Origin of the sequence: Streptomyces sp. NPDC006872, assembly GCF_040635845.1 — a bacterium.
GTDB lineage: Bacteria > Actinomycetota > Actinomycetes > Streptomycetales > Streptomycetaceae > Streptomyces.
Window position 1 is genome coordinate 179,171 of sequence record NZ_JBEYIL010000021.1, and the last position, 24,266, is coordinate 203,436.

Sequence of the window (24,266 nt, forward strand, 5' to 3'; positions counted from 1 at the left end):
GGACCGCTCCCCCTCCTCCCAGTGACTCGGCTCTCGTTACGTCTGCTGCCAAGGGGTACCCGTGACGTGCTGCCGGCTCATGTCCGTGCAGCGGGCCGCCTGTCCCCGGCATCGGAGCGAACGTGCGAGCACTCCTCGTCAACTTGTCGCGCGGGCCCTGTCCCTGTCCCCGTTGCGGGCGCGTGGCTGAGGGGCACCACCCATGACGACCGAAGCCCTCACCGCCGCCCCCGGCCTCCGCTGCTGGATCCCCCGGGGCGTCTACGCCCCGGGGGCCGACACCCGGCTGCTCCGGAGGGCGATGCGCCGCGAGCAGATCACGGCGGAGACGGACGTACTGGACCTGGGCACCGGGAACGGTCTGCTCGCGGTGGAGGCGGCCCGGCTCGGCGGCCGGGTCACCGCGGTCGACATCTCCTGGCGGGCGCTCGCCGCCACCCGGCTGAACGCCCTGCTGAACGGACAGACCCTGCGCCTGCGCCACGGCGACCTGACGACAGCCGTATCCGGCCACCGCTTCGACCTCGTGATCGCCAACTCGCCCTACGTGCCCGCGTCGGGCACCACGCCGGTCCGGGGCCCCGCCAGGGCCTGGAACGCCGGAAGGGACGGCCGGCTGCTGATCGACCGCGTCTGCGAGACCGCGCCGGCGGTCCTGCGGTCGACGAGGACGCTGCTGATCGTGCACTCCCACCTGTGCGGCATCGACGCGACGCTGACCCGTCTGGAGGAAGTCGGTCTCCTCGCGGAGGTCGTCGACCGGGCCTCGCTGCCCTTCGGCCGCGTGCTGCGCTCCCGGCTCGCCTGGCTGCGTGAGCAGGGGCTGACGGCCGGCGGGACGACGGAGGAGCTGGTGGTGATCCGTGCCGAACACGCCTGAACGCCCCCGCCGCGTCCGCGTCCAGCGCGACGGGCCCCTGCTCATCGAGGGGCCGGTCGAAGTGGTGGGCGAGGACGGCGAGGTGACGGTCTCGCACCGCTTCACGGTGGCGGTCTGCATCTGCAGCCGCAGCCGCGCCTTCCCCTGGTGCGACACCAGCCATCGCCATCGCCGCCGCCCTGAGCCTTCCGCTCCGGGCGAGGGCAAGGAGGACAAGGAGGACAAGGAGGGCGGGACCGCATGACAGGCTCCAGTCCCCGTGCCCGCCCCCGGCACGAGTTCCGGCTCCGGCCCCCGCCGCTGCCCGAGCCGCGCGGCCCGCTCTCCGCCGCGGTGACGGCACCCGCCCGGGGCTCGGACCCCGGGCGGGTGCCGTCCCCCGAGGGCTGTCCCCCGTACGGCGACGACCTCCAGCTCGCCCTCTACGTCCTCTACGAGCTGCACTACCAGGGCTTCCAGGACGTCCCCGACAGCCTTGAGTGGGACAGCGGCCTGCTGACGCACCGCGCCGCGATCGAGAACCGCTTCCTGAGCGCACTGCGCCGGGACGTGCCGATCGACGGCACGGAGACGGCCGAGCAGGCCCTGGACGAACTCCAGCTCGAACCGGTCGGCGACGACGGCACCGGCGTCTCCCACTTCCTCCGGAACGAAGGCAGCCTCGACCACCTGCGCGCGTACGCCGCCATGCGCTCCCTGTACCACCTCAAGGAGGCCGACCCGCACGCCTGGGTCATCCCCCGGCTCCACGGGCGGGCCAAGGCGGCGATGGTCGCCGTGGAGTTCGACGAGTTCGGTGCGGGCCGCGCCGGCCGAGGCGCTGGCCACCGTCAACCTGATGTCCCTGTTCGGTCTGCACCGGGCGCTGCGCGCGGCGCTCGTCGGACACTTCGCCGCCGTCGAGGTGACCTCCTCCCCGGCCTCCCGCCGCCTCGCCGAGGCCATGCGCCGCGTGGGTGCCGGACCGGCGGCCGTACGGTTCTACACCGAGCACGTGGAGGCGGACGCGGTGCACGAACAGGTCCTACGGTACGACGTCGTCGGCGGGCTTCTGGAGAGCGAGCCGTACCTGAACGCCGACGTGGTGTTCGGGATCCGCGTGACCACTCATCTTGAGGACAGACTGCTCAGTGCCTGGCACGAGGGCGCCACCGGACTGCGCGGGGACATCCCGGCAGAAGGCGAACAGCCGCCCATCGGCCCGGCGTCCCACGGACTGCCGTCCCCCTCCCCCGCGGGCTGAACACGCGGGCTGAACACGCGGGCTGAACACGCGGGCTGAGGCGGAAGCCCGGTCGGCAACCGGCGCGGTCGTACGGCGCGCCGCGATGCCCGGATCTTCAGGCGTGCCACCGCGTACCCGAAGTCCGGACGCCGACACGGGGTTTGTTGTTGCGCTCGTCCCGCCGTTCGTCCTCGGCCTTCTGCCCGCCCTGGGCAGAAACGAGGAGCTGCCGCTGCCACAGCGGAACACCGGCCGCCGGCTCTCAGCAGCTCCTCGACGCCGACCCGCCGCGGGTCTGACCGGGTGTTTGCCATCAAGGAGCGGGGGTACCCGCCGAACAGTGCTTCAGACAAGCGGGCACGTCCGTGGGAGCGACAAATCGTCGCACCGGGTATGCCTGTCCGTATGGCGAGTGCGCTCCCCATGGCGATCGTTCACTCCAGACCAGGGGAAGCGCGGTGAAGCACCATGACCGCTCGAATGAGTACGGATCACCATGCGCACGACGACGCACCCGACACCGCTGAGTCCTTCCGTACGCTCGCTCTGCTCGCTCCCGGCCCGCAGCACGACGCCGTCCGCGAGCAGATCGTGGTTGCGTGGCTGCCCATGGCCGACCGGCTCGCCGGACGGTTCCGGAACCGGGGTGAGAGCTCCGAGGACCTGTGCCAGGTCGCGGCCCTCGGCCTGGTCAAGGCCGTCGACCGGTACGACCCAGAGCGCGGCAACGCCTTCGAGAGCTACGCCGTCCCGACCATCACCGGCGAGATCAAGCGGCACTTCCGTGACCACACGTGGACCGTGCATGTGCCACGCCGGGTGCAGGACCTGCGCAACCGGGTGCGGTTCGCCATACAGGATCTGTCCCAGACCGTCCCGGGCCGTCGGCCCACCACCGCCGAGATCGCCGCTCAGGCCGGCCTCGGCGAGGAGGACGTCCTGGTCGGGCTGGAGGCTCTGCAGAGCTACACCGCCCTCTCGCTGGACGCGGAGCTGCCGGGCGGTGAGGACGGGTACTCCCTCAGCGACACGCTCGGGGCGCCCGATCCGGCCCTCGACACCGTGATCAACCGCGAGACCGTCAAGCCCGGTATTCAGACGCTGCCGGAGCGCGACCAGCTCATCCTCCACCTGCGCTTCTTCGGCGGCTTGACGCAGGCTGCCATCGCCGAGCAGCTCGGCATCTCACAGATGCACGTCTCCCGGCTGATCAGCCGCTGCTGCGACCGACTGCGTGACCAAGCGATGCACGACGCGGCCTGAGTCCCCCGCCGGGTCGGGTGCGCACGCGCGGCGGAGTCCGCTCGCTCTCCGCAGACGCTCTCCGGACGGAACCCGTGCTCACGCCGAACCCCAGCCCCAGCCCCAACGCCGGCGCCTCGTCGGGCTCGCGCCTCTCCCGAACTTCGTGGGTCGGCCCGGATTCCGGCAGCCGCTCCTCCGGGCGCGGCAGCGCCGACTCCCGACTGCGGGTCCTGATGCCGAGCCGTACGGCTCAGATCAACGCGACGACGACGATCAAGCCGACGGCCAGCGGAAAGAGTCCAAGGGCCGCGCCGCTGTTCCGCGCCATCGCAGATGTGCTCCGCGGTATCGGCGGCGCGATCGTCACCGTCGTGAGACTGCCCTTCAGGGCGCTTGCCCGGCTGTTCGGCGGGGCGTCGCGCTCCGCGCACTGACGACGCGGTGACGAGCTTCGGCGACGCGTCCTGGCGCGACCCGATGTGCACGCGACAAGGCAACTGCGAGAACCCCATCCCGGCCCGTAGTGGGTACGCAGAGCGGAAGGCCCACCGGACCGATGTCCTGCGGGTTCCCCGTGGGGGTCGACCCCGTGGACCGGCAGCCGGCCACCCGGGATAGCACCGAACCGGAAAGCCGTCGCATGCCGACGGCTTTCCGTCACGCGGCGGTCAGGAGGTGTCTCCCGTCGGGGACTCTGGCTCGTCTTCGTCCTTGGCCTTGTCCCGGACATCTCGCGGTGTGGGTGCGGTGACGTTCCGCTGCTCCGCGGACCGCCGCCGCGTCTCGTCGTCGACCGGGGGTGTGTCGTGTTCACCGGGGGTCTTCATGGGGTTCCTCCTCTCTTGGAGGGCCCTACGCCTTGTGCTGCATGGCACGGCGCGCGGGGTTGGCCTGTGCCGCCGCCTTCGGGTCCTTTTCGTCGGACTTCGCTCGCACGCCGTCGGCGATGCGCTTGCCGATCGCTTCGTCGATCTTCGACCAGTATGCGAAGGCGCGTTCGAGGACGGGCTCACTCACGCCGTCGAGGAGATGGCCGACGACGTTGTCGACCAGGCGGTCACGGGCCGCGTCGTCCATGACCTCGCGTACGAGGGTTCCCGGCTGCCCCCAGTCGTCGTCCTGCGGGTGAGACACGTATGCGGCGCGCGTGATCTCGCCGTCCGCTGCCCAGCCGGGCGGGGTTCCGTAACGGGCTGTATCGGCGGCCGGACCGCCCTTGGAGTTCGGGGCGTAGACGGGGTCCGTCGTCCTGCGGTAGGCCATCGCGCCGTCTTTGGAGTAGGTGTGGACGTCGACGACGGGCGCGTTGACGGGAAGCTGCTGGTAGTTGGCGCCGATGCGGTGGCGATGCGCGTCCGCGTACGAGAACAGGCGGGCCAGGAGCATCCGGTCCGGACTCGGCCCGATGCCGGGGACAAGGTTGTTCGGTTGGAAAGCCGCCTGCTCGATCTCGGCGTGGTTGTCCGTCGGATTGCGGTCGAGCGTCATACGGCCGACCGGGATCAGCGGGTAGTCGCCGTGCGGCCACACCTTGGTGAGGTCGAAGGGGTTGAAGCGGTAGTCGGCGGCGTCCTCGTACGGCATGAGCTGTACATGGAGGGTCCAGCTGGGACAGTCCCCGTCACGGATGTGCTCGAAGAGATCACGCATGTGGTAATCCGTGTCGACGGCGGCCATCTGATCGGCCTCGTGCTGGGTGAAGCACTCGATGCCCTGGTCCGTCTTGAAGTGGTACTTCACCCAGAACCGCTCACCGCCGGCGTTGATCCACATGTACGTGTGCGACGAATACCCGTTCATATGACGCCACGTACGCGGTATTCCGCGGTCGCCCATCAGCCAGGTGACCTGGTGGGCGGACTCCGGGGAGAGCGTCCAGAAGTCCCATTGCATGTCGTGGTCGCGCAGGTTGCTGTCCGCGCGGCGCTTCTGAGACCGGATGAAATGCTGGAATTTCATCGGATCTTTTATGAAGAAGACCGGCGTATTGTTGCCGACCATGTCGTAATTGCCTTCGCTGGTGTAGAACTTCACCGCGAAACCGCGCGGGTCACGCCAGGTGTCCGGGCTGCCACGCTCTCCCGCCACAGTCGAGAACCGGATGACCAGGTCGGTGCGCGTGCCCGGCCGAAACACGGCCGCCTTGGTGTAGGCGCTCACGTCGTGGGTCACTTCGAAGTGACCAAAAGCGCCGCTCCCTTTCGCATGCGGCTGGCGCTCGGGAATTCGCTCCCGGTTGAACTGCGCCATCTGCTCGATCAGGTAGGCGTCCTGCAGAAGGACCGGTCCTCCAGGCCCAAGGGTCAGTGAGTGTTCGTCGCTCTCCACCGGAGCGCCCGAGTCGGTGGTGGTGGCGGTGTGGATCTCTGTCATGACACTCCTCATTTTTTCGCCGGGGTCCGTACTCGGCCCTTTCGGGACCCACAAAACGCGTGACCCCGAAAAGCCGCGTCAAACGTCCTCCGGGCAACGGATCTCCTGGATACAGCCGCCCTCGACTGTCCGGCCCGGACGGGACCCGACATCCCTTTTGGAATATTCGAAGCGAAACGGGTACCCGGCGAAATATTGATCAATCGGAAGGCAGGCCGGTCAGACGGCGCAGGGCCCGACGATCGGGATCATCCTGCTCGTGATCGGGCTCGCCCTGTTCCTCCTCGGCTCGGCCGGCCACGCCGTCGCCGGCCGACGCCACTACTGGTAGCCCGCAGCCGGTCAGACCGGCTGGACCGCCGGATCCCCGGCGCGCGCTCAGTACAGCCGACGTGTTTCATCCGGGAGGCGCGATGCCCGGCTTCGGATGCTTCTTGGCGGGTGAGGAGCCCGGCCCGGCGGAACTCGTCGAACAGGTAGTGGTCGATATCCACAGCGCCTCGAGCGGGGATCGCCGGGAAGCCGAGGTCCTCGGGGTCGGCGATCCGCCGCTCTCGCCACCTCGTCCAGTGCTGCGCGCTCCATTCGGTTGCCAGCAGCGGGCCGGGGGCGGTGCGTTCGGCGGGTAGAAGGTCGCCGATGCGGAAGCTCAGCGACAAGGCACGGCGGCGGATTCCCTGATGGATGAAGCGGATGCCGTCGCCATCCGCCACCGCGAGGGACACCGACTCGTCGAGTTCGTCGGCCAGGCCATCGGCGTGCACGGCCAACAGGTCGGGGAGACGCAGAGCGGCCAGATACGCGTTGCCCAGTTCCATCAGGCGGGGCTCAGGGACGACGTTGCTGCCGTCCAGGCGCACGTACCCCATGTGAGCGAGTGTTCCGGCCACCCGGTCGATGGTGGCGCGGGCCAGCCCGGTGGCCCGTCCCAGATCGCTCAGGCCGGCCGCCCCTCCGACATCGGTGAGCCCGCGCAGCACTCCTCCGGCGGCCCGGCCACCGTCACGGGGCCGGCGGGCGGCACAGCGTGGGTCGATGTCATGGGCTCTCCGCGGTCGCTGGCTCGTCACTGGAGTCAATGACGCCTGGCGGGTGCGTGGCTCCGCTCACCAGTGCGGCGACGACAGCCCACGAGAGCGCAGCCACAGCTTCGGGGGCGGAGTGCGGGCGAGCGCTCAGGACGGGCCGGCGGCCGGACCACGGAGAGCCGCCGGGCAGAAGGCGGTTTCCGGCGGGCGGGTCGGTCGTGGTCCAGCGCCTTCCCCGCTCGCCGGTGAGCGCGTCCGCGGACGTGATGACGCAACGACGCCTGTACCCCGTGGCGGGCGGTGAGCTAGGACTCCGAGTTCTGCAGGGTGTTGACCGCCACCTTCTTGCCGACGAGGTCCTTGGCGGGCTTGATCGGGCTGTCCTTCTTGACGCCGACTCCGGTGACGTCGGCCCCGGCCTTGCCGTGGGTGGCCACTCCGTTGACCACGGACTTGATCGGCACGCCCTTGGTCTGAGCGATCATCAACGAGGTACCTGGGCTACGCGGTGATCAGGGGCAGAGCAGCGAAAGCATGGTGTTCCCAGAGTCGGCGGGTGGCCTCCTCCGGGTACGCGGTGACCGTGGGTTCGACGTCGAGGAGTTGCACGAGACGGCGCTCGGCGTCGTACGCGGGCCAGCCCGGGTCGCCGTCGGCCGCGAAGGCGGTCCAGGCGGAGCGGAAGCGGACGGAGAGCGCCTCGGTCTCGGGCGAGGGGACCGGCCCGGTCAGCATGGCGCCGAGGCCGCCGTACACGCCGAAGGTCAGGGGTACATCGAGGCCGTGGCAGGCGCCCAGGACGCCGCCGTTGGCGGGTGCGGCCCAGGTCAGCTCGTACATGTGCGCCCGGCCGCCGCCTGCCGCCTGCGCCTGCGCGAGGTGCAGCGAGGGCATGCGGAACAGCCAGTCCGACTGCACCAGTTCGAACAGGTACTCCGCGGAGGCGTCCGGGAACGCGGTGCGGTAGGCCTGTTCGCTGTCCGGCACCGGTCCGAACAGGCCCAGCGCCATCGAGGCCAGGCTCTCGTCCACCTTGCCGAGCAGCCCGCCGAGCAGGAGAAAGAGGCGGTATTCGTCCCGGTTGTGCCCGGCGATCAGCTCCACATCCCGTGCGGCGCCGCCCGCAAGGGCCTGCCACGGCGCGGCGGGCAGGACGTCGCCGTCGACGACGGGCGAGAAGGGGGTCGGGGTGAGAGCCACCGGACCCCACCGGTGCACGTACTCACGCATCCTGGCGGTCAGCGCGGCTCCCGCCCCGGGCAGCTTGCGTGGGTCCACACCGGACAGATCGGCGACCGTCGGGCGCAGACCCAGCTCGCCGGCGAGGACCTCGGCGATGTCCCCGGCCAGTGCGGCGGAGAAGAAGGTGCCCGGCACGCTCTGGGTGATGGCCCTCCGGAACAGGCCCCGCGCTCGCGGCATGACCATCAGCGCGGCGATGGACCCGGCGCCTGCGGATTCGCCGAAGACCGTGACCTGGTCGGGGTCGCCGCCGAAGGCGGTGATGTTCTCGCGCACCCACTCCAGGGCGGCAGCCTGGTCGAGCAGACCGCGGTTCGCGGGTGCGCCCTCGATCTGGGCGAACCCCTCGATGCCGACTCGGTAGTTGAGCGTGACCACGACCAGCTCGCCGTCACGGGAGAGCCGGCTGCCGTCGTAGGCCGGGTCGTCGACGGAGCCGAACTTGTACGCGCCGCCGTAGATCCACACCATCACGGGCCTTCGCGCGGCCGGGTCCGACTCCGGTGTCCAGACGTTGACCGTCAGCCAGTCGTCACCGACCGGAAGTCCGGCAGGAAGTCCGGCAGGGGGCTCGGCCGCGGGGCCCATCGGCTCCTGCGGAGGCGGCGGACCGAACGCGAACGCCTCCCGCACGCCGTCCCAGCCGTCCACCGGCTGCGGCGCCGCGAAGCGCGCCTCACCCACCGGCGGCTGGGCGAACGGGATGCCCCGGAACACCTCCAGGCCGCTCTCGCGGCGACCGCGGACCGCGCCCGCCACCGTCCTCACCTCAGGGAACTCGCTACTGCTCATCGATGACTCCTCAAGGGACCGGCTGCCGGGCAGGCGGTCCGCGCACGGGATGTGAGTCGAGTGACCGAAACGGAAGGCGGAGCCGGCCCCATTGACACCGGCCGACCGTCACCCGAGACTCATAGGCGCTCACAGTGAACCATATTTCACTGGGCGAACTACCCGAACAGTCTCGTGCTTTGAGAACCCACATCTCCAAGGACGAAGATGGCCCCTTCCCCCACTCCCGCCGCACCACCTCCCCCAGTGGGCCGATGACGCCGTCGGCATTGATGACGAGGAGCGAGCCGGCGGAGGAGGCGACCTGGTTCGCACCGACAGGCGCCGAAGCACTTCTGCGCACGTCCCACCTGCCGCTCGGCGTCATGTACGTCGTGGCCGCCGTCACCGGTGTGGCTGTTCAGCGTGCAGGCCGCGGTCCACGCGGCCATCAACGCCGTCCACCGCGACAGCGAGCGCGCGGCAGGCCTCGGCGGCCGGGCCGGGTCATCGGAGTCGGCCCGGCCGGCGCCGTCGTCGGCCCCCGGCCGGTTGCCCGGCGTTACCAAGGACCTCCCCTACGCGTCGGCCCAGCCGCCCGGGACCCAGGGTCACCTGTTGGATCTCTACGTTCCCCAGTCGAAGCGCCCGCTCCCGCTGGTCATCTTCACCAGCGGCTCGGGCTGGCTGGCCGACAGCGGTCGCATCGGTGCCGACAAGGTGGCCGCCCAGCTCAACCCGCACGGATACGGCGTCGCGGGCGACGCGATCCGCTCCAGCGGACAGGCGCAGTTCCCGGCCCAGTTGTACGACATCAAGGGCGCCATCCGGCCATCCGCTGGCTGCGCGCACACGCGAAGACCTACCGCCTCGACCCGGAACGGTTCGCCATCATGGGCGACTCCTCCGGCGGCTGGACCACGGCGATGGCAGCCGTCACCGGGAACATCCCGGAACTCGAAGGCGAAGTCGGCGAACGTGGGCCCTCCAGCGCCGTCCAGGCGGCCGTGCCGTTCCACCCACCCACGGACTTCCTCCAGATGGACGCCCACATGCCGGACGACTGCCGATCCTTGAATTCCGCATTCGGGCTGACGGACTGCCACTCCGACACCCGCTCCCCCGAGTCGCAGCTGCTCGGCTGCACCATCACCGCCTGCCCCGCCAAGGTCGCCGCGGCCAATCCGCTCACCTACATCGGGACCCGGCGCACCCCGCCGTTTCTGATCCTCCACGGCGAACAGGACACCACCGTGCCCTACCACCAGAGCCGCCTCCTCTACGACAAGCTGGCCGCCGCGGGCGACGACGCACGCCTGATCTCCCTCCCGAAGGCCGGACACGGCACGGACTTCGCGATGCTCACCGACGACGCGACCCGCCAGGGCGCCTACCAGGAGAGCACGCGGAAGGGGCACACCACAGCACCCCGCCCGGTGACCCCGACATGGCAGGCGGTCGTCTCCTTCCTGGATCAGCGGCTGCGCCCCGCTTCCCGCTGCGGCAACCACCGCTGATGGACGGAGGTCAGCCTGTCTGCGCCTCCGGCATGCCCGCGCCGGTGGCTGCCCGGTGACGGGCGAGCAGCAGGGCGGCGGCCATGAGGGCCGAGGCGAGGCCGAGGAGCCCGACGGCGGCGGCGAGGCCGCCGACCGCGGCGGAGACGGCGAGGAGAACCAGCGGGCAGAGGAACTGGCCGATGAAGAACGACGCGGTCCACAGGCCGGTGCCGCGGCCCCGGTCGGCGTGGTCGAGCTTGGACATGGCGCCGGTGAGCAGGGACGGCAGGAGTATGCCGGTGCCCAGGCAGTTGATGACGGCGCCGACGATCAGGAGCACCGGGTTGCCCGCGAAGGCGATCACCACGAATCCGGCGGCGCACAGGGCGAAGACGGCCGGCAGTGGAAGCCTGGGACCTCGGCGCAGCTTGGTGAAGACGATCGCGCCGGTCACAGTGGCGGCGCTGGCGAGGGCGGTGGCCAGTCCGATCACACCCGTGGCCTTCACACCCAGGTCGTCCATCAGGTACGACATCTCCACCGGGACGGTGTAGAAGACCAAGGCGCCGAAGACGGTCAGTGCGCAGATCCCGGCCAGCTGCCGCCAGGGGTAGGGCCGCGACTCCGTCGACGGGACGGAGGCGGCATCGGCATCGGCGTCGGCATCGGCATCGGCATCGGCGATCTTCGCCGTGGGCCTGGGCTGCGGCAGGAAGGCGGCCATCGCGGGGGCGAGCAGCAGGCTGACGGCGTAGATCCAGAACGGTGCCCGCCAGCCGGCCGATCCGACCGCGCCGCCGATGACGAAGAAGGCGGTCGCGGAGGCGGAGGCGCACATGGTCTGCAGGGCGAGGTAGCGGTCCCGTACGCGGCCGGTGTAATAGTCGCCGATCAGCGTGGTGCAGCAGGTCATGATGGCGGCCTCGGCGACACCGACGAGGGCTCGGCCGGCCACGATGGCGCCCAGCGAGTTCAGCCAGAGCGGGGCGGTACCGAAGATCGCGTACAGCACGGTGGCCACCACGAGCAGGCGCTTGCGGCCGAGCCGGTCGACGATGACGCCCGCGAAGGGGGCCAGCAGCGCCAGCGACAGGGCCGGCACGGTGAGGGCCATCGGGACCAGCACGTCGGCGCCGGGTACGCCCGCGAAGTGGTCCCGCATCTTCGGCAGCACCGGGGCGATCAGTACGGCGCCCAGGATCGGCAGACAGCTGCCGGTCATCAGGAGCGTGACGCGCAGCCGGTGTGCGGAGCCGGACACGGTGTCCGCCGTCGGAGCGGTGCCGTCGACATCTGCGGGCGGGGGCGGGGGCGCGGTTGTGGGCATGCTGGAACTCCACGTCGTTGTGTTCAGCGGGGATGGGGACGCGCCGTCGGCGAGCGGGCCGGGCGAGGCGGTGCGGGGCCCGGCGGGCACCCGCCCAATGTGTGGGAAAGGCACCGAAATGCGGCCGGGCGGGCTGGACTGAGGTCGACTATGAGCCAGCGAGTGGGCGCTGCCTAGTCTCTGTCCGATCGATTTACCGGATGAGGATCATCCTTGGTGTGGATGGGCCCTCGCGGAGCTGGTCCGGGTGTTCAGCAGGCGGCGGTGGCCGCGTCGGCGCGCAAGGGTGCAGCCGTCTTCGTGGCGATCTCGTCGAGGGTGACCCCCGGGGCGGTCTCCACCAGGGCGAGCCCGTCGGGGGTGACGTCGAGGACGCCGAGGTCGGTGATGATGCGGTGGACGCAGCGCTCGCCGGTGAGCGGAAGGGCGCACTCCTTGACGATCTTCGGTGAGCCGTCCTTCGCGGTGTGCTCCATCAGCACGATCACCCGCCGCGCGCCGTGGACGAGGTCCATCGCGCCGCCCATGCCTTTGACCATCTTCCCGGGAATCATCCAGTTGGCGAGGTCACCGTGCTCGGAGACCTGCATGGCGCCCAGGACGGCGGTGTCGATGTGGCCGCCGCGGATCATGCCGAAGGAGAGCGCGGAGTCGAAGAAGGAGGCGCCGGGCAGCACGGTGACGGTCTCCTTGCCCGCGTTGATGAGGTCGGGGTCGACCTCGTCCTCGGCCGGGTAGGGGCCGGTCCCCAGGATGCCGTTCTCGGAGTGCAGGACGACGTGCACGCCGGGCGGAAGATGGCCGGGGATCAGGGTGGGCAGGCCGATGCCGAGGTTGACGTAGGAACCGTCGGTGAGTTCGGCGGCGGCGCGGGCGGCCATCTGGTCGCGGGTCCAGCCCTTGGGCGTGCTCATGCGCGTACGGTCCTCTTCTCTATCTGCTTGTCGGCGGCCTGGGCGGCGGTCAGGCGCACGATCCGCTGGACGAAGACGCCCGGCAGGTGGATCTCGTCGGGGCGCAGCTCACCCGGTTCCACGAGCTCTTCGACCTCGGCGACGGTGACGCGTCCGGCCATCGCGGCGAGGGGGTTGAAGTTGGCGGCGGCACGGCGGAAGACGAGGTTGCCGTGGTGGTCGCCGCGCCAGGCCCTGACGAGGGCGAAGTCGGTGGTGATGCCGTGCTCCAGGGCGTGCGGGCGGCCCTGGAAGTCGCGGGTCTCCTTGGCCGGCGAGGCGAGGGCGACCGAGCCGTCGGGCGCGTACCGCCAGGGCAGTCCGCCCTGGGCCACCTGGGTGCCGACGCCCGCCGGGGTGAAGAAGGCGGGGATGCCCGCGCCGCCCGCGCGCAGGCGTTCGGCCAGCGTGCCCTGCGGCACCAGCTCCACCTCCAGCTCGCCCGACAGGTACTGCCGGGCGAACTCCTTGTTCTCGCCGACGTAGCTGCCCGTCACGCGGGCGATGCGGCCGGCGGCCAGGAGCACGCCCAGACCGCGGCCGTCGACACCGCAGTTGTTCGACACGACGTTCAGACCGGTGGCGCCCTGCTCGTGGAGGGCGTGGATCAGGACCTCCGGTACGCCGCTGAGGCCGAAGCCGCCGACGGCGAGTGACGCGCCCTCGGGTATGTCGGCGATCGCTTCGGCCGCGCTCGTACTGACCTTGTTCACGAAGGGTCCTCTCAACCGGGGAGTGCGTCCGAGATGGACTTGACGCCGCCGTGCGCGGTCAGACCGCCGTCGACCGGTATCTCCGCACCGGTGATGAAGGAGGCGTCGTCGGACAGCAGGAACACGACGAGTGGGGCGACCTCGTGCACCGTGCCGGTGCGGCCGAGCGGGGTCTCCCGGATGTTCGCGTCCCGGAAGGCGGGCGCGGCGGAGGCGGTCATCTCGGTCTCGATGAAGCCGGGGTGGATGGTGTTGACGCGGATGCCGCGCGGGCCGAGCTCCATGGCGGCGGTCTTCGACAGCCCGCGCAGGGCCCACTTGCTGGCCGTGTAGGCGACCGGGTAGTGGCCGGTGAGGGCGGCGGTCGATCCGACGTTCACGATGGAGGAGCCGGGTGGCATCAGTGGGGTGAGGTGCTGGATGCCCAGCAGGGGGCCGGTGACGTTGACGGCGTGGACGCGGGCGAAGTCCTCGGGCCGTACCTCGTCGAGGCGCGCGCGCCAGGTGACGCCCGCGTTGTTCACCAGGCCGTGCACCTCGCCGTAGAACTCCCGCAGCTCGGCGGCCAGTCGGGCCCAGTCGTGCTCGCTGGTGACGTCGAGGCGGCGGCAGGCGCCCTCCGGTACCGCATCGGTGGCGATGACGCGAGCGCCCTCCCGGATCAGGGCCGCCGCCTCGGCGGCACCCTGGCCCCGGGCCGCGCCGGTGACGACCACGACCTTCCCTTCGAGCCGCTTCACGGCCGCTCCCGGCTACGACGACGGGCGGAGGCCAGCGGCACCGGATCGGCGCCCGCCACCACGGTGTTGGACACCGTGCCGATGCCCTCGACGGTGAGCGTGACGGTGTCGCCGGGCTGCAGCGGGGGCGGAGACTGCTCACCCCGGACGCCCCACAGCTCCGCCAGACAGCCGCCGTTGCCGCAGGTGCCCGAGCCGAGGACGTCTCCGGGGCGGACGACGGTGCCCCTCGACGCGTAGGCGACCATCTCCTCGAACGTCCAGCTCATGTTGGACAGGAGATCCTTGCCGACGACCTCGCCGTTCACCGAGGCGGTGAGTGCGAGCCGCAGGAATCCGTCGGCGTCGCGGTACGGCTCCAGTTCGTCGGCGGTGACGAGGTACGGGCCGAGGGTGGCGGCCGTGTCCTTGCCCTTGCACGGGCCGAGGCGGACCTGCATCTCACGGGCCTGCAGGTCGCGCGCGGACCAGTCGTTGAAGATCGTGTAGCCGATGATGTGGTCCCGGGCCCGCTCGGGGGTGAGGTCCCGCCCCTCCCGGCCGACGACGGCGGCGACCTCCAGCTCGAAGTCGAGGGCGTTGCTGCCCGGTGGCACCGGCACGTCGTCGTGGGCGCCGATGATCGCGTAGGGGTTGGTGAAGTAGAAGGTCGGGGCGTCGTACCAGGCTTCGGGCACCCCGCCGACGCCGTCCACGGACCGCCGTACACCCTCGACGTGTTCCTCGAAGGTGACGAAGTCCCGCACGGTCGGCGGCTCCAGCGGCGGGAGCAGCCGTGCCTCGGACACCTGCGGTCCCGGCGGGGCACCGAGGGCGGTGGCGCCCATGTCGAGCAGCGCGTCGAGGCCGTCGCCGGACCGGATCAGCTCCGTGAGCGAACGTGCTCCGGGTACCGGGTGGAGGGTGCCGTCCTCGCCCACGACGCCGACCCGGCGTTGGTTGTGGTGTTCGTAGGTGGCGAAACGCATACGAGGCTCCAGGCTCCGACGGTGGTCGGGAAAGGAAGAGGGCGGGACGAGGGGAATCAGACCGGCGGGGCGACGAACACGCCGCGGTCGACGTCGTTGAACGACTCCTTGGCGACCAGTTCGTTCATCGGGTTCGCGGTGCCCCACTGGTCGGAGACCTCGGGCTGGGAGAAGTCGTAGACGTGCGGGTGCCAGGTGTCCTCGTCGAGGGCCTCCAGCTCTGTCGTGTATTCGACGGTGTTGCCGTGCGGGTCCAGGAAGTAGGTGAAGGTGTTGTCGCCCGCCATGTGCCGGCCCGGGCCCCAGACCTTCTTGAAGCCGGCCCGCATCACCCGGCCCGAGCCGCGCATGTACTCGTCGATGCCGCGCATCTCGAAGGAGACGTGGTGCAGGGCGGTGTGCGGGCCCTGGGCGATGGCCATGGAGTGGTGCTGGTTGCTGATCCGCATGAAGTGCATCGCCTCGCCCATCCTCGGATGCATGAGGGTGTCGGAGAGACGGAAGCCGAGGTGTCGCTCGTACCACTCCCGAGTCCGGTTCAGATCGGGGGAGTTGAGGACGACGTGCGACAGCTTGACCGGGATCGCCTCCTTCTCCTCGATCCGGCGGTGCTGCCGTACCTCGACGTCCGCCGAGACCTCGATGGTGCGGCCGTCGACGTCGAAGAACCGGAAGCCGTAACCGCCGCCGGGGGTGTCGACCTTGCCGGGCTGCGAGATCAACTGCACTCCCCCGGCGCGGAGTTGCTCGGCGAGCGTGTCGACGTCGGCCGCCGAAGCGGCGCCGTACGAGACGAGGTCGAGGCGCTTCTCCTCGGCCTTGCGCAGCCGTACGACGTACTGCTCGGGCGAGCCCTCGGCGGCCAGGAAGGAGATCCCGGAGTCCTCGGCGACCTTGGTCAGGCCCCAGACGCCGGCGTAGAAGTCGAGTTGCTTGTCGTAGTCGGGCACGGCGAGGTCGACGTGCCGCAGATGGGTGAGCAGACGCATGCGATCAGTCCTTGAGGAGGAGGGCGGCGGCGTTGCCGCCCCGGACGGCGTCGAAGTCGGCATCGGAGAGCCGCGCGGAGCGCAGCGCGCCGAGCGGGTCCTCGGTGCCCATGTCGAACGGGAAGTCGGAACCGAGCAGGACGCGGTCGGCGCCCGCCGCCGCGATCAACGACCGCAGCACGTGCGGGTCGTGGACGAGGGAGTCGAAGTAGAGGCGCCGCAGATAGCTGCTGGGCAGCTGGGCGCAGCCCGCGCCCGCGTCGGAGCGGGTGGACCAGGCATGGTCGGACCGGCCGATGTGGGTCGGCAGATAGCCGCCGCCGTGGGCGGCGATCAGCTTCAGTCCGGGGTGTCGGTCGAGTACACCGGAGAAGATCAGATGGGAGAGCGCGACGGCGTTCTCGGTGGGCTGACCGACGGTGTTGGACAGGTACCACTGGTCCAGCCGTTCGTCGAGCGTGCAGCCGAAGGGGTGCAGGAAGAGGACGGCTCCGGTCTGCTCGGCTCGTGTCCACAGCGGCTCGTACGCCGGATCCGACAGCTCACGACCGGGCGCGTGCGAGGAGATCTCGATGCCCAACAGGCCGTATTCCAGGGCGTGTTCGAGCGCCTCGACGGCCAGGGACGGGTGCTGGAGGGGAACGAGTCCGAGCCCGCGCAGGCGCGTGGGCGCCTGGGCGCAGTGCGCGGCCGTCGCCTCGTTGGCCAGCCGGTACACCTTCTCCGCCGTCTCCTCGTCCGCCCAGTAGTGGTAGTGCGAGGGCGACGGGCTGACCAGCTGGACATCCACGCCCTGGGCGTCCATCGCGGCCAGCCGTACGGTGACGTCGGTCGCCCTGGGGATGCGTTCGCGGACCATGGGGCCGCTGACGGCCAGGGAGGCGGGGCCGTTGCGCCGGGCGTCCAGTGTCCTGGCCTCGGCCAGACCGGGGAGGCCGGCCACGAGAGCCTCGACCTCCGGGAGCAGGATGTGCGCGTGTACGTCCACGGTGGGCGTGGTCATGGCAGTTCCTTGAGCATCGTCATCGTGCGGCCGATGAGGCCGGGGACGTCGGCGTCGCGTATGCCGTCCAGCTGCCACTGGCCGAGCTGGACGGACGCCTCGACGACGGCCCGTACGCGCGGGATGCGGCGCTCGTAGTACTCCTGGAAGAGGTCGTCGTCCCAGGCCCGGCCGCTGGTGAGCAGTTCGGCGAGGACGGAGGCGTCCTCCAGGGACATGGCGGCGCCCTGGGCGAGGGTGGGCGGGCAGCCGTGGGCAGCGTCGCCCACGAGGACGACCCGGCCCCGGTGCCAGGAGCCCTCGACCAGCAGCCGGTCGAACCACGCGTAGTTGACCTTCGCCGGGTCGGTGATGTGCGGGGTGATCTCACTCCAGTGGCCGCCGTACGCCTGTGTGAGCCGCCGCATCTCGTCCGCGTACGTGGCGGGGTCGATCGAGGCGCGGTCGCGGCACGCCTCGACGACGTAGGCGTAGATGGTGTTCTCGCCGGTCGGGCAGTAGCCGGCGATGTACGCCGGGCCGCCGTACGCCAGGTCCGTGCGTACCAGGCCGGCGGGCCGGGGGGCGGGGGTGCGCCAGATGGCCATGCCGGTCGGCTCGGGCTTGGCCGTGATGCCGGTCGCGGCCCGGGTCGAGGAGTTGAGGCCGTCGGCGGCGATCACCAGGTCGTAGCGGGCGGTCGTACCGTCGCTGAGCTGTACGGTGACGCCCTCCGGGTCCTGGTCCAGGGCCGTGGCGGTGGTGCCCAGACGGATGGTGGCGCCCGAGGCGCGGACCGCGTCGATGAGGATCCGCTGCAACTGGGGCCGCTGCATACCGAGGGTGGCGGGCAGGTCTTCGCCGCCGGTCCGGATGTCCTCGGCCTCGTGCAGGACGGTGCCGTCGGGGGTGGTGACGCCCAGCGAGCCGAAGGCGAATCCGGATGCCTCGACCTGGTCCCACACCCCGAGTTCCCGCAGGACGCGCAGGGCGTTGCCCTGGAGGGTGATGCCGGAGCCGGTGGTGGCGTTCCAGTCGGGCCGGGCCTCGATCAGGTCCACGGCGACGCCGGCGCGGCGCAGCAGGACGGTGCTGGCGTTGCCGGCGGCGCCGCCACCGATGACGAGTACCGTACGGGGTTCGGCCATGGGGAACTCCCTTGTTCCGCCGCTCACTTGACGGCGACCGGGTTGACGGGGGAGCCGACGGCTCCGGTGATGGGCAGGGGGGCGGCGGTGAGCCAGAACTCGTACACCCCGTCGCGCGCGCAGTCGTCCGCGAGGGCGTCGGGGTCCCACATCTCGCCGATGAGCAGGCCGATGTGGGGGATGGCGACCTGATGCAGCGGCTGGAAGGCGTGCTCGAACTCGTTCGGGCGCACCTCGAAACCCCAGGTGTCGGTGGCGATGGCCGCGATCTCGGTGCGGTGCAGCCAGCCGGCCGTGGTGAACGACAGGCCGGGCGAATCCCCGCCCGCGTAGTCGCCCCAGCCTTCGCGGCGGGCCCGTGCGAGCCGCCCGGTCCGTACGACGACGATGTCCCCGCGGCCGACATCCACCCCGTGGGCCGCCGCGGTCGCGGTCAGATGCTCCTCGGTGATGGCGAAGCCGTCGGGCAACTCACCGTCCGTGCCGACGACTTGGCCCACGTCCAGCAGGACTCCGCGGCCGGCGACGTACGGCGCCATGTGCTCGATGCCGGTGACCAGGTCGCCGTCCGAGGTGACGACCTTCTCGGCCGCCCGTCCGTTCCAGGCCTTGCCGTGGTCGAAGATGTGCCCGAGGCCGTCCCACTGGGTGGAGCACTGCAACGGCATCGCGATCACGTCGTCGGCGCCGCCGATGCCGTGCGGGAAGCCCTGGTTGCCCAGGGCGGCGTCGGTGCCGGTGTCGAGCATGGTGTGCACCGGGTTGGTGCGCCGGCGCCAGCCCTTCTGCGGGCCGTTCATGTCGAAGCTCTGCGAGAGGGAGAAGCTCACCCCGCGCCGGACCAGCGAGGCGCCCTCGCGGCGTTTGGCCTCGTCGAGGAAGTTCAGGGTGCCGAGCACGTCGTCCTCGCCCCAACGGCCCCAGTTCGAGTACGACTTGGCGGCCTCGGCGATCGCGCCCTCGGGGTCCGCGCGGTTCATGCGCCCTCCCCCAGACAGCGGGTGCGCTGGGCGCCGAGCCCGGTGACCGAGCCGTCCATGATGTCGCCGTCGCGCAGCAGCCGCCCCCAGTGCATGCCGTTGCCGGCCGGGCTTCCCGTCAACACCACGTCTCCGGGAAGGAGTTGGGCGGTCCGGGAGGCGTATGACACCAGGCGCGCGACGCCGAAGATCATGTCCTTGGTGGACTCGTCCTGCATGGTCTCGCCGTTCAGCTTCAGCGTGACCCGCAGGTCCCCGGTGTCGGCGATCGACTCGGCCGGCACGATCCATGGGCCGAGCGGGGTGAAGCCGGGCGCGTTCTTGCTGCGCAGCCAGTCCGTGCCGATGGCCTTCATGTCCCGGCGGAAGACGGTGGCACGGTCGGTGAGGTCGTTGGCGATGGTGTAGCCGGCGACGTGCTCCAGGGCCTCGTCCACGGACACCTGGTAGGCGGGCCGTCCGATGACAGCGGCCAACTCCAGTTCCCAGTCGGGCTGTTCGGCCCAGGCGGGGAGCACGACATCGTCGTACGGGCCGGTGATCGCGCTCGGTAGCCCGATGAAGACGTACGGCAGGTCCTCGGCCGCCCGGCGGTCCATGATCGCGGCGATCTCCGCGCGCGCCTCCTCGACCGTGCGGGGGTCGTCGGGGGCGCGGTGGGCGACCTCCAGGTCGATCACGTGCTGCCGGTAGTTCGCGCCGGACTGGAAGACCTGACGGGGCTCGACGGGCGCCCGCACGCTCAGGCCGTCGAGCGACTGCCAGTCCGCGTCCGCGTCCGCCGCCAGTTCGCGGAGGAGGGGGAGCGTCTCGTCCCAACGCTCGAGGATCCCCCGGACCGTCAGAGCGGGCTCGCCAAGAGTGGTACGCAGGTTCAGCACCCGACCCTCGGGGACCGTCAGGGCGGGGAAAGCCGCCTGGTCGGGGGCGGAGAGCGTGCCGAGAGCGAACGGTCCGGAGAAGGACGCGGACGGGGCTGCGGGTTTCACGGGAATGTCCTCCTGATTGCGGTGCGACTAATCTGGCCCGTCCGCCGTAATCTGGGAAATAGATTCTTCAGATGTTGATCATCTGCCGTGTGGATATCGCAGCCTTGCGCTGGCCCGTCCTGGAGGCGTTGTGTACCTGTCCGGACTCGATCTCAATCTCGTCCTGTCCCTGAGAGCCCTGCTGGAGGAACGCAATGTGACGCGTGCCGGGCAGCGGATCGGGCTCAGTCAGCCCGCGACGAGCGCCGCCCTGGCCCGCCTGCGCCGGCACTTCGACGACGAACTGCTCTCCCGCGTCGGCGGTCAGTACGAGCTGACTGCTCTTGGCCAAGCCCTCCTCGACCGCACCGCCACCGCCTGTGACCTGCTGGAACGGGTCTTCAGCAGTAGGGCCGAATTCAGCGCGGGCAGCGAGGAGCACGAGTTCACGCTGCTCGCCTCCGACTACGCGGTAGCCGTGTTCGGTGCCGAACTCGCCCGGACCGTGCACGCGGAGGCCCCGCGGGTACGGCTGCGCTTCCAGCGGCATCCGACCGATGTCATGGAGGACACCGCGACGCTGCTCAGCACGGTGGACGGGCTTCTGCTGCCGCACGGCATCATCAGCGGTTTCCCCGCCGTCGAGCTGTTCACCGACCGCTGGGCCTTCCTCGTCGCCGAGACCAACGACGAGGTCGGCGACCGGCTGACCATGGGCGACCTGGCCCGCCTGCCCTGGGTCACCTACCAGCGCACCTACGATGCGCCCGCTGCCCGCCAGCTGAGCATGCTCGGCATCGAACCCCGCGTCGAGGTCTCCGTCGACAGCTTCCAGGTACTGCCCTTCATGGTCGCCGACACCCGCCGGATCGCCCTGGTACAGCGGCGCCTGGCCGAGCGACTGGCCGGGGTGGCCGCCGTACGCGTCCTCGAACCGCCCTACGAGGCGGTTCCCCTCCAGGCGGCGCTGTGGTGGCACCCGGTCCACACCCACGACGCGGCCCACATCTGGCTGCGCGAGACCGCCGCCCGGGTGGGAGCCGAGCTGTCGACGTCTACGCCTGGCCACCTGGCCACAGCGGCAGAAGGCGACTGAGCCTCCGTCGGCCAGTGGCGTCAGATGAGCGACTTCTCCTCAAGCCACTGCTTCGCGACCGCGACCGGGGATTCCTTGTCGATCTGGACCTTCGCGTTCAAAGCCGTGAGCGTGGTGGTGTCGAGGGCCTTCGCAATCGAGTCGAGCACCTTCCGGGCCTTCTCCGGCACCGCTTCGGAATTGACGAGCGGAATGACGTTCTGGACGCCGAAGACGTTCTCGGGATCGGTGAGGGCGACAAATCCGCGCTGCTTGATCTCGGGTGTCGTGGAGTAGAGGATGGCGGCGTCGACGTTGCCGTCGGCAAGCGCGGTGATCGTGAGTGGCCCGGCTTGGTCGAGCGGCTTGAAGCCCTTGAAGTCGAGCCCGTAGACCTTCTTCAGCCCCACCAGTCCCTGGAACCGTTCCTTGTCCTCGGGCGCCCCGCCGAACTGCATGGACGAGGCGACGGGAGCCAGATCCGCGATGGTCTTCAGACCGTGCGCGTCCGCGGTCTTCTTGGTGACGGCGATCGTGTTCTTGTCCTCGGCCTGGGACGGGTCGAGGACGGTGAGTTCCTTGGGCAGGAGTCTGCTCAGTGCCGTGTCGACGGTCTCGGTGGTGGTCGAGGTGTCTTTGACATCTAGGTAGGACAACAGCGCGCCGTTGTACGCCAGGCCCGTTGACCCCAGACATACCGCCGGCCCAGTCCCGCCCATGGATCCAAAGGGGGGTTGAGACACAGGCCCCAAGCGAATCTTGGGTTTGGCCTGCTCTGCGAAGCCGTTGGCACAGGGCCGCTCAGATCGTGACGGTGTGCGCCGTAGATGTGCGTCTGTGCGCCCCCAGCAGCCGGGAACGGACAGTGGCGCTGACTCGTGGCAATGAGTGGCGTCACATCGAACGGACGGGCGTCGTACGGCCGAGGGGCAGGGGATCGTGGAGCTGGGGAGGCGGCACAGGTCGCCGCGGACGTCTATCGCGCCGTGGCACCCGACGGCGTACGGCACGCCGACCGTGCCGCCGCCGGGCCGCACCATGCCGTACGCCGGCCGCGTGCCGAATCGACGGACCGGCCCACCGCGTGGACCCCGTTCGCGCACACCGGTCCATGACCGCGAAACCGCCACGGACAGGAGGCTCCGTCGATGCCCAAGGTCCACGCCCTGTTGGTCGGTATCGACAGCTACCGACTGCCGCACCTGAACCTGCGCGGCTGCGTGAACGACATCAGACTGGCCGAGCGGCTGTTGCGCGACCGGATCGCGCCGGCGGACTTGGTCATCGAGAAGCGCTGTGACGAGCAGGCCACCCGGGCCGGCATCATCGAGGCGTTCCGCAGCCACCTCGGCTGTCTCGGCGCCGACGACATCGCGCTGTTCTGGTACAGCGGTCACGGCTCGACGGGGCCGTTGCCGGAAGGGATCTGGTACGCCGAAAGCGCCGGCATGTGCCAGACGATGGTGTGCCATGACAGCCGCGCCGACGTCCCGGACCTGTACGACAAGGAGCTCGCCGTCCTGGCCTACGAGGTGGTCAGTACCGGCGCCACCCTTGTGACGATCATGGATGCGTGCCATTCCCGCAGCGCGATGCGTGACGGCCTGCCGCCCGACCTGACCCCGCGGTCTGCGCCCAGGTCGGAAACTCCGCCCGACCTCCGCGACCTGCTGCCCGAGCTGGATACCGACGCTACGGACCCATACGGTCCAGGGCCAGTTCCCGGCGCGCAGTTGCCCAGGCATGTGGCGTTCTCCGCGTGCGACGAGTGGGAACTGGCCAACGAACGGCCGTTCCCCGACGGTTGGCACGGTGTGTTCACCGAGGCACTCGGCCACGCGCTGGCCCGACTCGGCCGCGACGCCACCTACCGCCAAGTGCTCAGTTACGCGCGATGCCGGGTCGAGGGCCGGCTCCTGCGGCAGATACCCCAGCTGGAAGCGATCGGGGATCTCGCCGACCGGGAGGTCTTCGGCGGGGCGCTGCGGCCGCGCGCTGCCCGGGTCACCATGCGGTACCTGCAGGACCAGTGGGAGGTGGACACGGGGGCCATGCACGGCGTCGTCACCGGCTCGCGGTTCGGGGTGCACCGCACCGCGCCGCTCCGGGAGGTTCACGTTGCCGACGTGTACACCCAACGCAGCGTCGTTGACCCGATCGACTGGGCACCCGACGAAGAACAGCAGTACGACATGGTCCTGACCGACGTGCCGCTCCCCCCTGTCGCGGTGTCGATCCAGGCGGACCCCGACGTCGTCCTTCGCCTGACCGAGACCGTCCGGACCACCGGTCCCGGCGGCGGCCCGTCACCGCACATTCGCATCGTCCCGACCACCGACGAGTCCGCGTTCCGGCTCGGGGTACGGGTACGTCAAGCCGACCACAGCCGCACGATTCAGGTCACCGGCATCGACGACAAGCCACTGGCGTCCCCGGTCCCCATCGACGACCGTGGCATCCAACAGACCGTCCGCGACCTGGACCACATCGCCCGCTGGCTGCAGGTACGCAACCTGGAAAGCGCGTCCCCGGCGCTAGAGGAGGCGATCCAGCTCGAGTTGTTCCCGGCGCTGCCGGGTCGGCAGCGCCCGCCCCGCGACGGCGCGCCCGCACCGGTGAAAGACCTCGACTTCGCCTACACCTGGACCGGCGCGACATGGGAACCGCCGTCGGCCTTCGTCCGGCTCCGCAACACCACAGACCGGAAGCTGTTCTGCGTCCTGCTCGACCTGACCGACCGGCACCGCATGCATGCGGACCTGTTCCCCGGGGAGTACGTGGCGGGACACTGGACGGCGGAGGCCGGTAACGGTGCGGCCGTCACTCTGGCCCTGCCACCCGACCAGCCGGTCGAGCCGGGCGCCTCCGTCACGGACTGGCTGGTGCTACTGGTCGCGGAGGAGCCGTTCGGCTCGGCCCCGTTCGCGCTGCCCCGGCTCCGGGAGACGCCCCGGTCGTCCACCCGAGGCGCGCGGCGCGGCGTCACCGGGGTCCTGGACCGGCTCGGCCTGCTCGCGGTGCAGCGCGATTTCGAGCCGGCGCCGCAGGTCGCGTTGGACTGGGCCGTCAAGACCGTCGAGGTCACCACGCGGGTACCGAGCGGCCCTGACGATCCCGGCCGGAACCCGCGCACCCAGCCGGCGCGTGAGTAGCGTGGGAC

General features: G+C 70.5%; 22 protein-coding genes and 5 pseudogenes. 10 read left to right on the forward strand and 17 right to left on the reverse strand.

All coding sequences use genetic code 11. The annotated features are described in order from the left end of the window. The first annotated feature begins 202 nt into the window (after window positions 1–202). From ABZ725_RS43455 to ABZ725_RS43470, 4 genes and pseudogenes are all read left to right on the forward strand, one after another. Window positions 203–880, forward strand: a complete 678-nt coding sequence (locus ABZ725_RS43455) for a HemK2/MTQ2 family protein methyltransferase (RefSeq protein WP_358807873.1) — start codon at window positions 203–205, stop codon at window positions 878–880. After that, complete coding sequence (locus ABZ725_RS43460; RefSeq protein WP_358807874.1) at window positions 864–1,124, forward strand: CDGSH iron-sulfur domain-containing protein; 261 nt, start codon at window positions 864–866, stop codon at window positions 1,122–1,124. Before ABZ725_RS43455 ends, ABZ725_RS43460 begins: the two co-directional genes overlap by 17 nt. Continuing rightward, window positions 1,121–2,123 (forward strand): annotated as a pseudogene (locus ABZ725_RS43465) (iron-containing redox enzyme family protein). The gene ABZ725_RS43460 and the pseudogene ABZ725_RS43465 overlap by 4 nt, the downstream one beginning before the upstream one ends. A gap of 462 nt (window positions 2,124–2,585) precedes the next feature. Further along, complete coding sequence (locus ABZ725_RS43470; protein ID WP_358807875.1) at window positions 2,586–3,368, forward strand: RNA polymerase sigma factor SigF; 783 nt, start codon at window positions 2,586–2,588, stop codon at window positions 3,366–3,368. Here ABZ725_RS43470 and ABZ725_RS43475 read toward each other — a convergent pair. Continuing rightward, entirely contained in the window at window positions 3,316–3,585 is a 270-nt protein-coding gene (locus ABZ725_RS43475; RefSeq protein ID WP_358807903.1) for a hypothetical protein, read from the reverse strand. The two genes, ABZ725_RS43470 and ABZ725_RS43475, sit on opposite strands and share 53 nt — an antisense overlap. Window positions 3,586–3,664: 79 nt before the next feature. Here ABZ725_RS43475 and ABZ725_RS43480 point away from each other — a divergent pair, with 79 nt between their 5' ends. Beyond that, a complete protein-coding gene (locus ABZ725_RS43480; RefSeq protein WP_358807904.1) occupies window positions 3,665–3,784 on the forward strand; it encodes an LPFR motif small protein in 120 nt (39 codons plus the stop codon). A 234-nt stretch (window positions 3,785–4,018) separates the two neighbouring features. Here ABZ725_RS43480 and ABZ725_RS43485 read toward each other — a convergent pair whose 3' ends face one another. Further along, window positions 4,019–4,177 carry a hypothetical protein gene (locus ABZ725_RS43485; RefSeq protein WP_358807876.1) on the reverse strand — a complete coding sequence of 53 codons (159 nt, stop codon included), beginning with the start codon at window positions 4,175–4,177 and terminating at the stop codon, window positions 4,019–4,021. 25 nt (window positions 4,178–4,202) lie between these two features. After that, window positions 4,203–5,723 carry a catalase gene (locus tag ABZ725_RS43490; RefSeq protein WP_358807877.1) on the reverse strand — a complete coding sequence of 507 codons (1,521 nt, stop codon included), beginning with the start codon at window positions 5,721–5,723 and terminating at the stop codon, window positions 4,203–4,205. A 238-nt stretch (window positions 5,724–5,961) separates the two neighbouring features. Here ABZ725_RS43490 and ABZ725_RS43495 point away from each other — a divergent pair. Next, window positions 5,962–6,054 (forward strand): annotated as a pseudogene (locus tag ABZ725_RS43495) (DUF6131 family protein); the annotation flags it as partial. Between the two features lie 169 nt (window positions 6,055–6,223). Here ABZ725_RS43495 and ABZ725_RS43500 read toward each other — a convergent pair. The 3 genes and pseudogenes from ABZ725_RS43500 to ABZ725_RS43510 all read right to left on the reverse strand — a co-directional run. After that, window positions 6,224–6,703: pseudogene (locus tag ABZ725_RS43500) on the reverse strand (helix-turn-helix domain-containing protein); the annotation flags it as partial. A 365-nt stretch (window positions 6,704–7,068) separates the two neighbouring features. Beyond that, window positions 7,069–7,245, reverse strand: a pseudogene (locus ABZ725_RS43505) (ABC transporter substrate-binding protein); the annotation flags it as partial. A gap of 7 nt (window positions 7,246–7,252) precedes the next feature. Beyond that, entirely contained in the window at window positions 7,253–8,785 is a 1,533-nt protein-coding gene (locus tag ABZ725_RS43510; RefSeq protein ID WP_358807878.1) for a carboxylesterase family protein, read from the reverse strand. Between the two features lie 405 nt (window positions 8,786–9,190). Here ABZ725_RS43510 and ABZ725_RS43515 point away from each other — a divergent pair. Together ABZ725_RS43515 and ABZ725_RS43520 are read left to right on the forward strand one after the other, a co-directional pair. Then, a pseudogene (locus tag ABZ725_RS43515) lies at window positions 9,191–9,526 on the forward strand (hypothetical protein); the annotation flags it as partial. A gap of 128 nt (window positions 9,527–9,654) precedes the next feature. Further along, window positions 9,655–10,281, forward strand: coding sequence for a prolyl oligopeptidase family serine peptidase (locus tag ABZ725_RS43520; protein WP_358807905.1), 627 nt, complete (start codon window positions 9,655–9,657; stop codon window positions 10,279–10,281). 10 nt (window positions 10,282–10,291) lie between these two features. Here ABZ725_RS43520 and ABZ725_RS43525 read toward each other — a convergent pair whose 3' ends face one another. From ABZ725_RS43525 to ABZ725_RS43570, 10 genes are all read right to left on the reverse strand, one after another. Further along, complete coding sequence (locus ABZ725_RS43525; protein ID WP_358807879.1) at window positions 10,292–11,590, reverse strand: MFS transporter; 1,299 nt, start codon at window positions 11,588–11,590, stop codon at window positions 10,292–10,294. A 251-nt stretch (window positions 11,591–11,841) separates the two neighbouring features. Next, the gene (locus ABZ725_RS43530; RefSeq protein ID WP_358807880.1) at window positions 11,842–12,504 is read right to left on the reverse strand and encodes a CoA transferase subunit B; all 663 of its coding nucleotides are present in this window, start codon (window positions 12,502–12,504) and stop codon (window positions 11,842–11,844) included. Then, complete coding sequence (locus tag ABZ725_RS43535) at window positions 12,501–13,256, reverse strand: CoA transferase subunit A (RefSeq protein ID WP_358807881.1); 756 nt, start codon at window positions 13,254–13,256, stop codon at window positions 12,501–12,503. The genes ABZ725_RS43530 and ABZ725_RS43535 overlap by 4 nt, the downstream gene beginning before the upstream one ends. Before the next feature lie 11 nt (window positions 13,257–13,267). Then, entirely contained in the window at window positions 13,268–13,996 is a 729-nt protein-coding gene (locus tag ABZ725_RS43540; protein WP_358807882.1) for an SDR family oxidoreductase, read from the reverse strand. Next, the gene (locus tag ABZ725_RS43545; RefSeq protein WP_358807883.1) at window positions 13,993–14,964 is read right to left on the reverse strand and encodes a fumarylacetoacetate hydrolase family protein; all 972 of its coding nucleotides are present in this window, start codon (window positions 14,962–14,964) and stop codon (window positions 13,993–13,995) included. The genes ABZ725_RS43540 and ABZ725_RS43545 overlap by 4 nt, the downstream gene beginning before the upstream one ends. A 56-nt stretch (window positions 14,965–15,020) precedes the next feature. After that, window positions 15,021–15,953, reverse strand: coding sequence for a VOC family protein (locus ABZ725_RS43550; protein WP_358807884.1), 933 nt, complete (start codon window positions 15,951–15,953; stop codon window positions 15,021–15,023). Window positions 15,954–15,957: 4 nt separating this feature from the next. Next, complete coding sequence (locus ABZ725_RS43555) at window positions 15,958–16,956, reverse strand: amidohydrolase family protein (RefSeq protein ID WP_358807885.1); 999 nt, start codon at window positions 16,954–16,956, stop codon at window positions 15,958–15,960. Next, window positions 16,953–18,083, reverse strand: coding sequence for an FAD-dependent oxidoreductase (locus tag ABZ725_RS43560; protein ID WP_358807886.1), 1,131 nt, complete (start codon window positions 18,081–18,083; stop codon window positions 16,953–16,955). The genes ABZ725_RS43555 and ABZ725_RS43560 overlap by 4 nt, the downstream gene beginning before the upstream one ends. 23 nt (window positions 18,084–18,106) lie before the next feature. After that, on the reverse strand, window positions 18,107–19,063 hold the full coding sequence (locus ABZ725_RS43565; protein ID WP_358807887.1) for a cyclase family protein: 957 nt from the start codon (window positions 19,061–19,063) through the stop codon (window positions 18,107–18,109). Then, a complete protein-coding gene (locus ABZ725_RS43570; RefSeq protein WP_358807888.1) occupies window positions 19,060–20,052 on the reverse strand; it encodes a fumarylacetoacetate hydrolase family protein in 993 nt (330 codons plus the stop codon). Before ABZ725_RS43570 ends, ABZ725_RS43565 begins: the two co-directional genes overlap by 4 nt. 130 nt (window positions 20,053–20,182) lie before the next feature. Between ABZ725_RS43570 and ABZ725_RS43575 the strand changes: the two genes are divergently transcribed. After that, window positions 20,183–21,127 (forward strand): LysR family transcriptional regulator, encoded by a 945-nt coding sequence (locus ABZ725_RS43575; protein WP_358807889.1) that lies wholly within the window; start codon window positions 20,183–20,185, stop codon window positions 21,125–21,127. Window positions 21,128–21,147: 20 nt separating this feature from the next. Here ABZ725_RS43575 and ABZ725_RS43580 read toward each other — a convergent pair whose 3' ends face one another. Next, window positions 21,148–21,762: an ABC transporter substrate-binding protein gene (locus ABZ725_RS43580; protein ID WP_358807890.1), complete on the reverse strand. Its 615-nt coding sequence runs from the start codon at window positions 21,760–21,762 to the stop codon at window positions 21,148–21,150. Between the two features lie 492 nt (window positions 21,763–22,254). Between ABZ725_RS43580 and ABZ725_RS43585 the strand changes: the two genes are divergently transcribed. Next, complete coding sequence (locus ABZ725_RS43585; protein WP_358807891.1) at window positions 22,255–24,258, forward strand: caspase family protein; 2,004 nt, start codon at window positions 22,255–22,257, stop codon at window positions 24,256–24,258. Window positions 24,259–24,266 lie beyond the last annotated feature (8 nt).

Bases quoted from the DNA above. Each gene is read 5' to 3' on its own strand.
- ABZ725_RS43485 (WP_358807876.1), bottom strand. From the start codon at position 4,177: ATGAAGACCCCCGGTGAACACGACACACCCCCGGTCGACGACGAGACG.
- ABZ725_RS43530 (WP_358807880.1), bottom strand. From the start codon at position 12,504: ATGAGCACGCCCAAGGGCTGGACCCGCGACCAGATGGCCGCCCGCGCC.
- ABZ725_RS43560 (WP_358807886.1), bottom strand. From the start codon at position 18,083: ATGGCCGAACCCCGTACGGTACTCGTCATCGGTGGCGGCGCCGCCGGC.
- ABZ725_RS43490 (WP_358807877.1), bottom strand. From the start codon at position 5,723: ATGACAGAGATCCACACCGCCACCACCACCGACTCGGGCGCTCCGGTG.
- ABZ725_RS43585 (WP_358807891.1), top strand. From the start codon at position 22,255: ATGCCCAAGGTCCACGCCCTGTTGGTCGGTATCGACAGCTACCGACTG.
- ABZ725_RS43545 (WP_358807883.1), bottom strand. From the start codon at position 14,964: ATGCGTTTCGCCACCTACGAACACCACAACCAACGCCGGGTCGGCGTC.
- ABZ725_RS43565 (WP_358807887.1), bottom strand. From the start codon at position 19,063: ATGAACCGCGCGGACCCCGAGGGCGCGATCGCCGAGGCCGCCAAGTCG.
- ABZ725_RS43525 (WP_358807879.1), bottom strand. From the start codon at position 11,590: ATGCCCACAACCGCGCCCCCGCCCCCGCCCGCAGATGTCGACGGCACC.
- ABZ725_RS43455 (WP_358807873.1), top strand. From the start codon at position 203: ATGACGACCGAAGCCCTCACCGCCGCCCCCGGCCTCCGCTGCTGGATC.
- ABZ725_RS43470 (WP_358807875.1), top strand. From the start codon at position 2,586: ATGAGTACGGATCACCATGCGCACGACGACGCACCCGACACCGCTGAG.
- ABZ725_RS43550 (WP_358807884.1), bottom strand. From the start codon at position 15,953: ATGCGTCTGCTCACCCATCTGCGGCACGTCGACCTCGCCGTGCCCGAC.
- ABZ725_RS43510 (WP_358807878.1), bottom strand. From the start codon at position 8,785: ATGAGCAGTAGCGAGTTCCCTGAGGTGAGGACGGTGGCGGGCGCGGTC.
- ABZ725_RS43555 (WP_358807885.1), bottom strand. From the start codon at position 16,956: ATGACCACGCCCACCGTGGACGTACACGCGCACATCCTGCTCCCGGAG.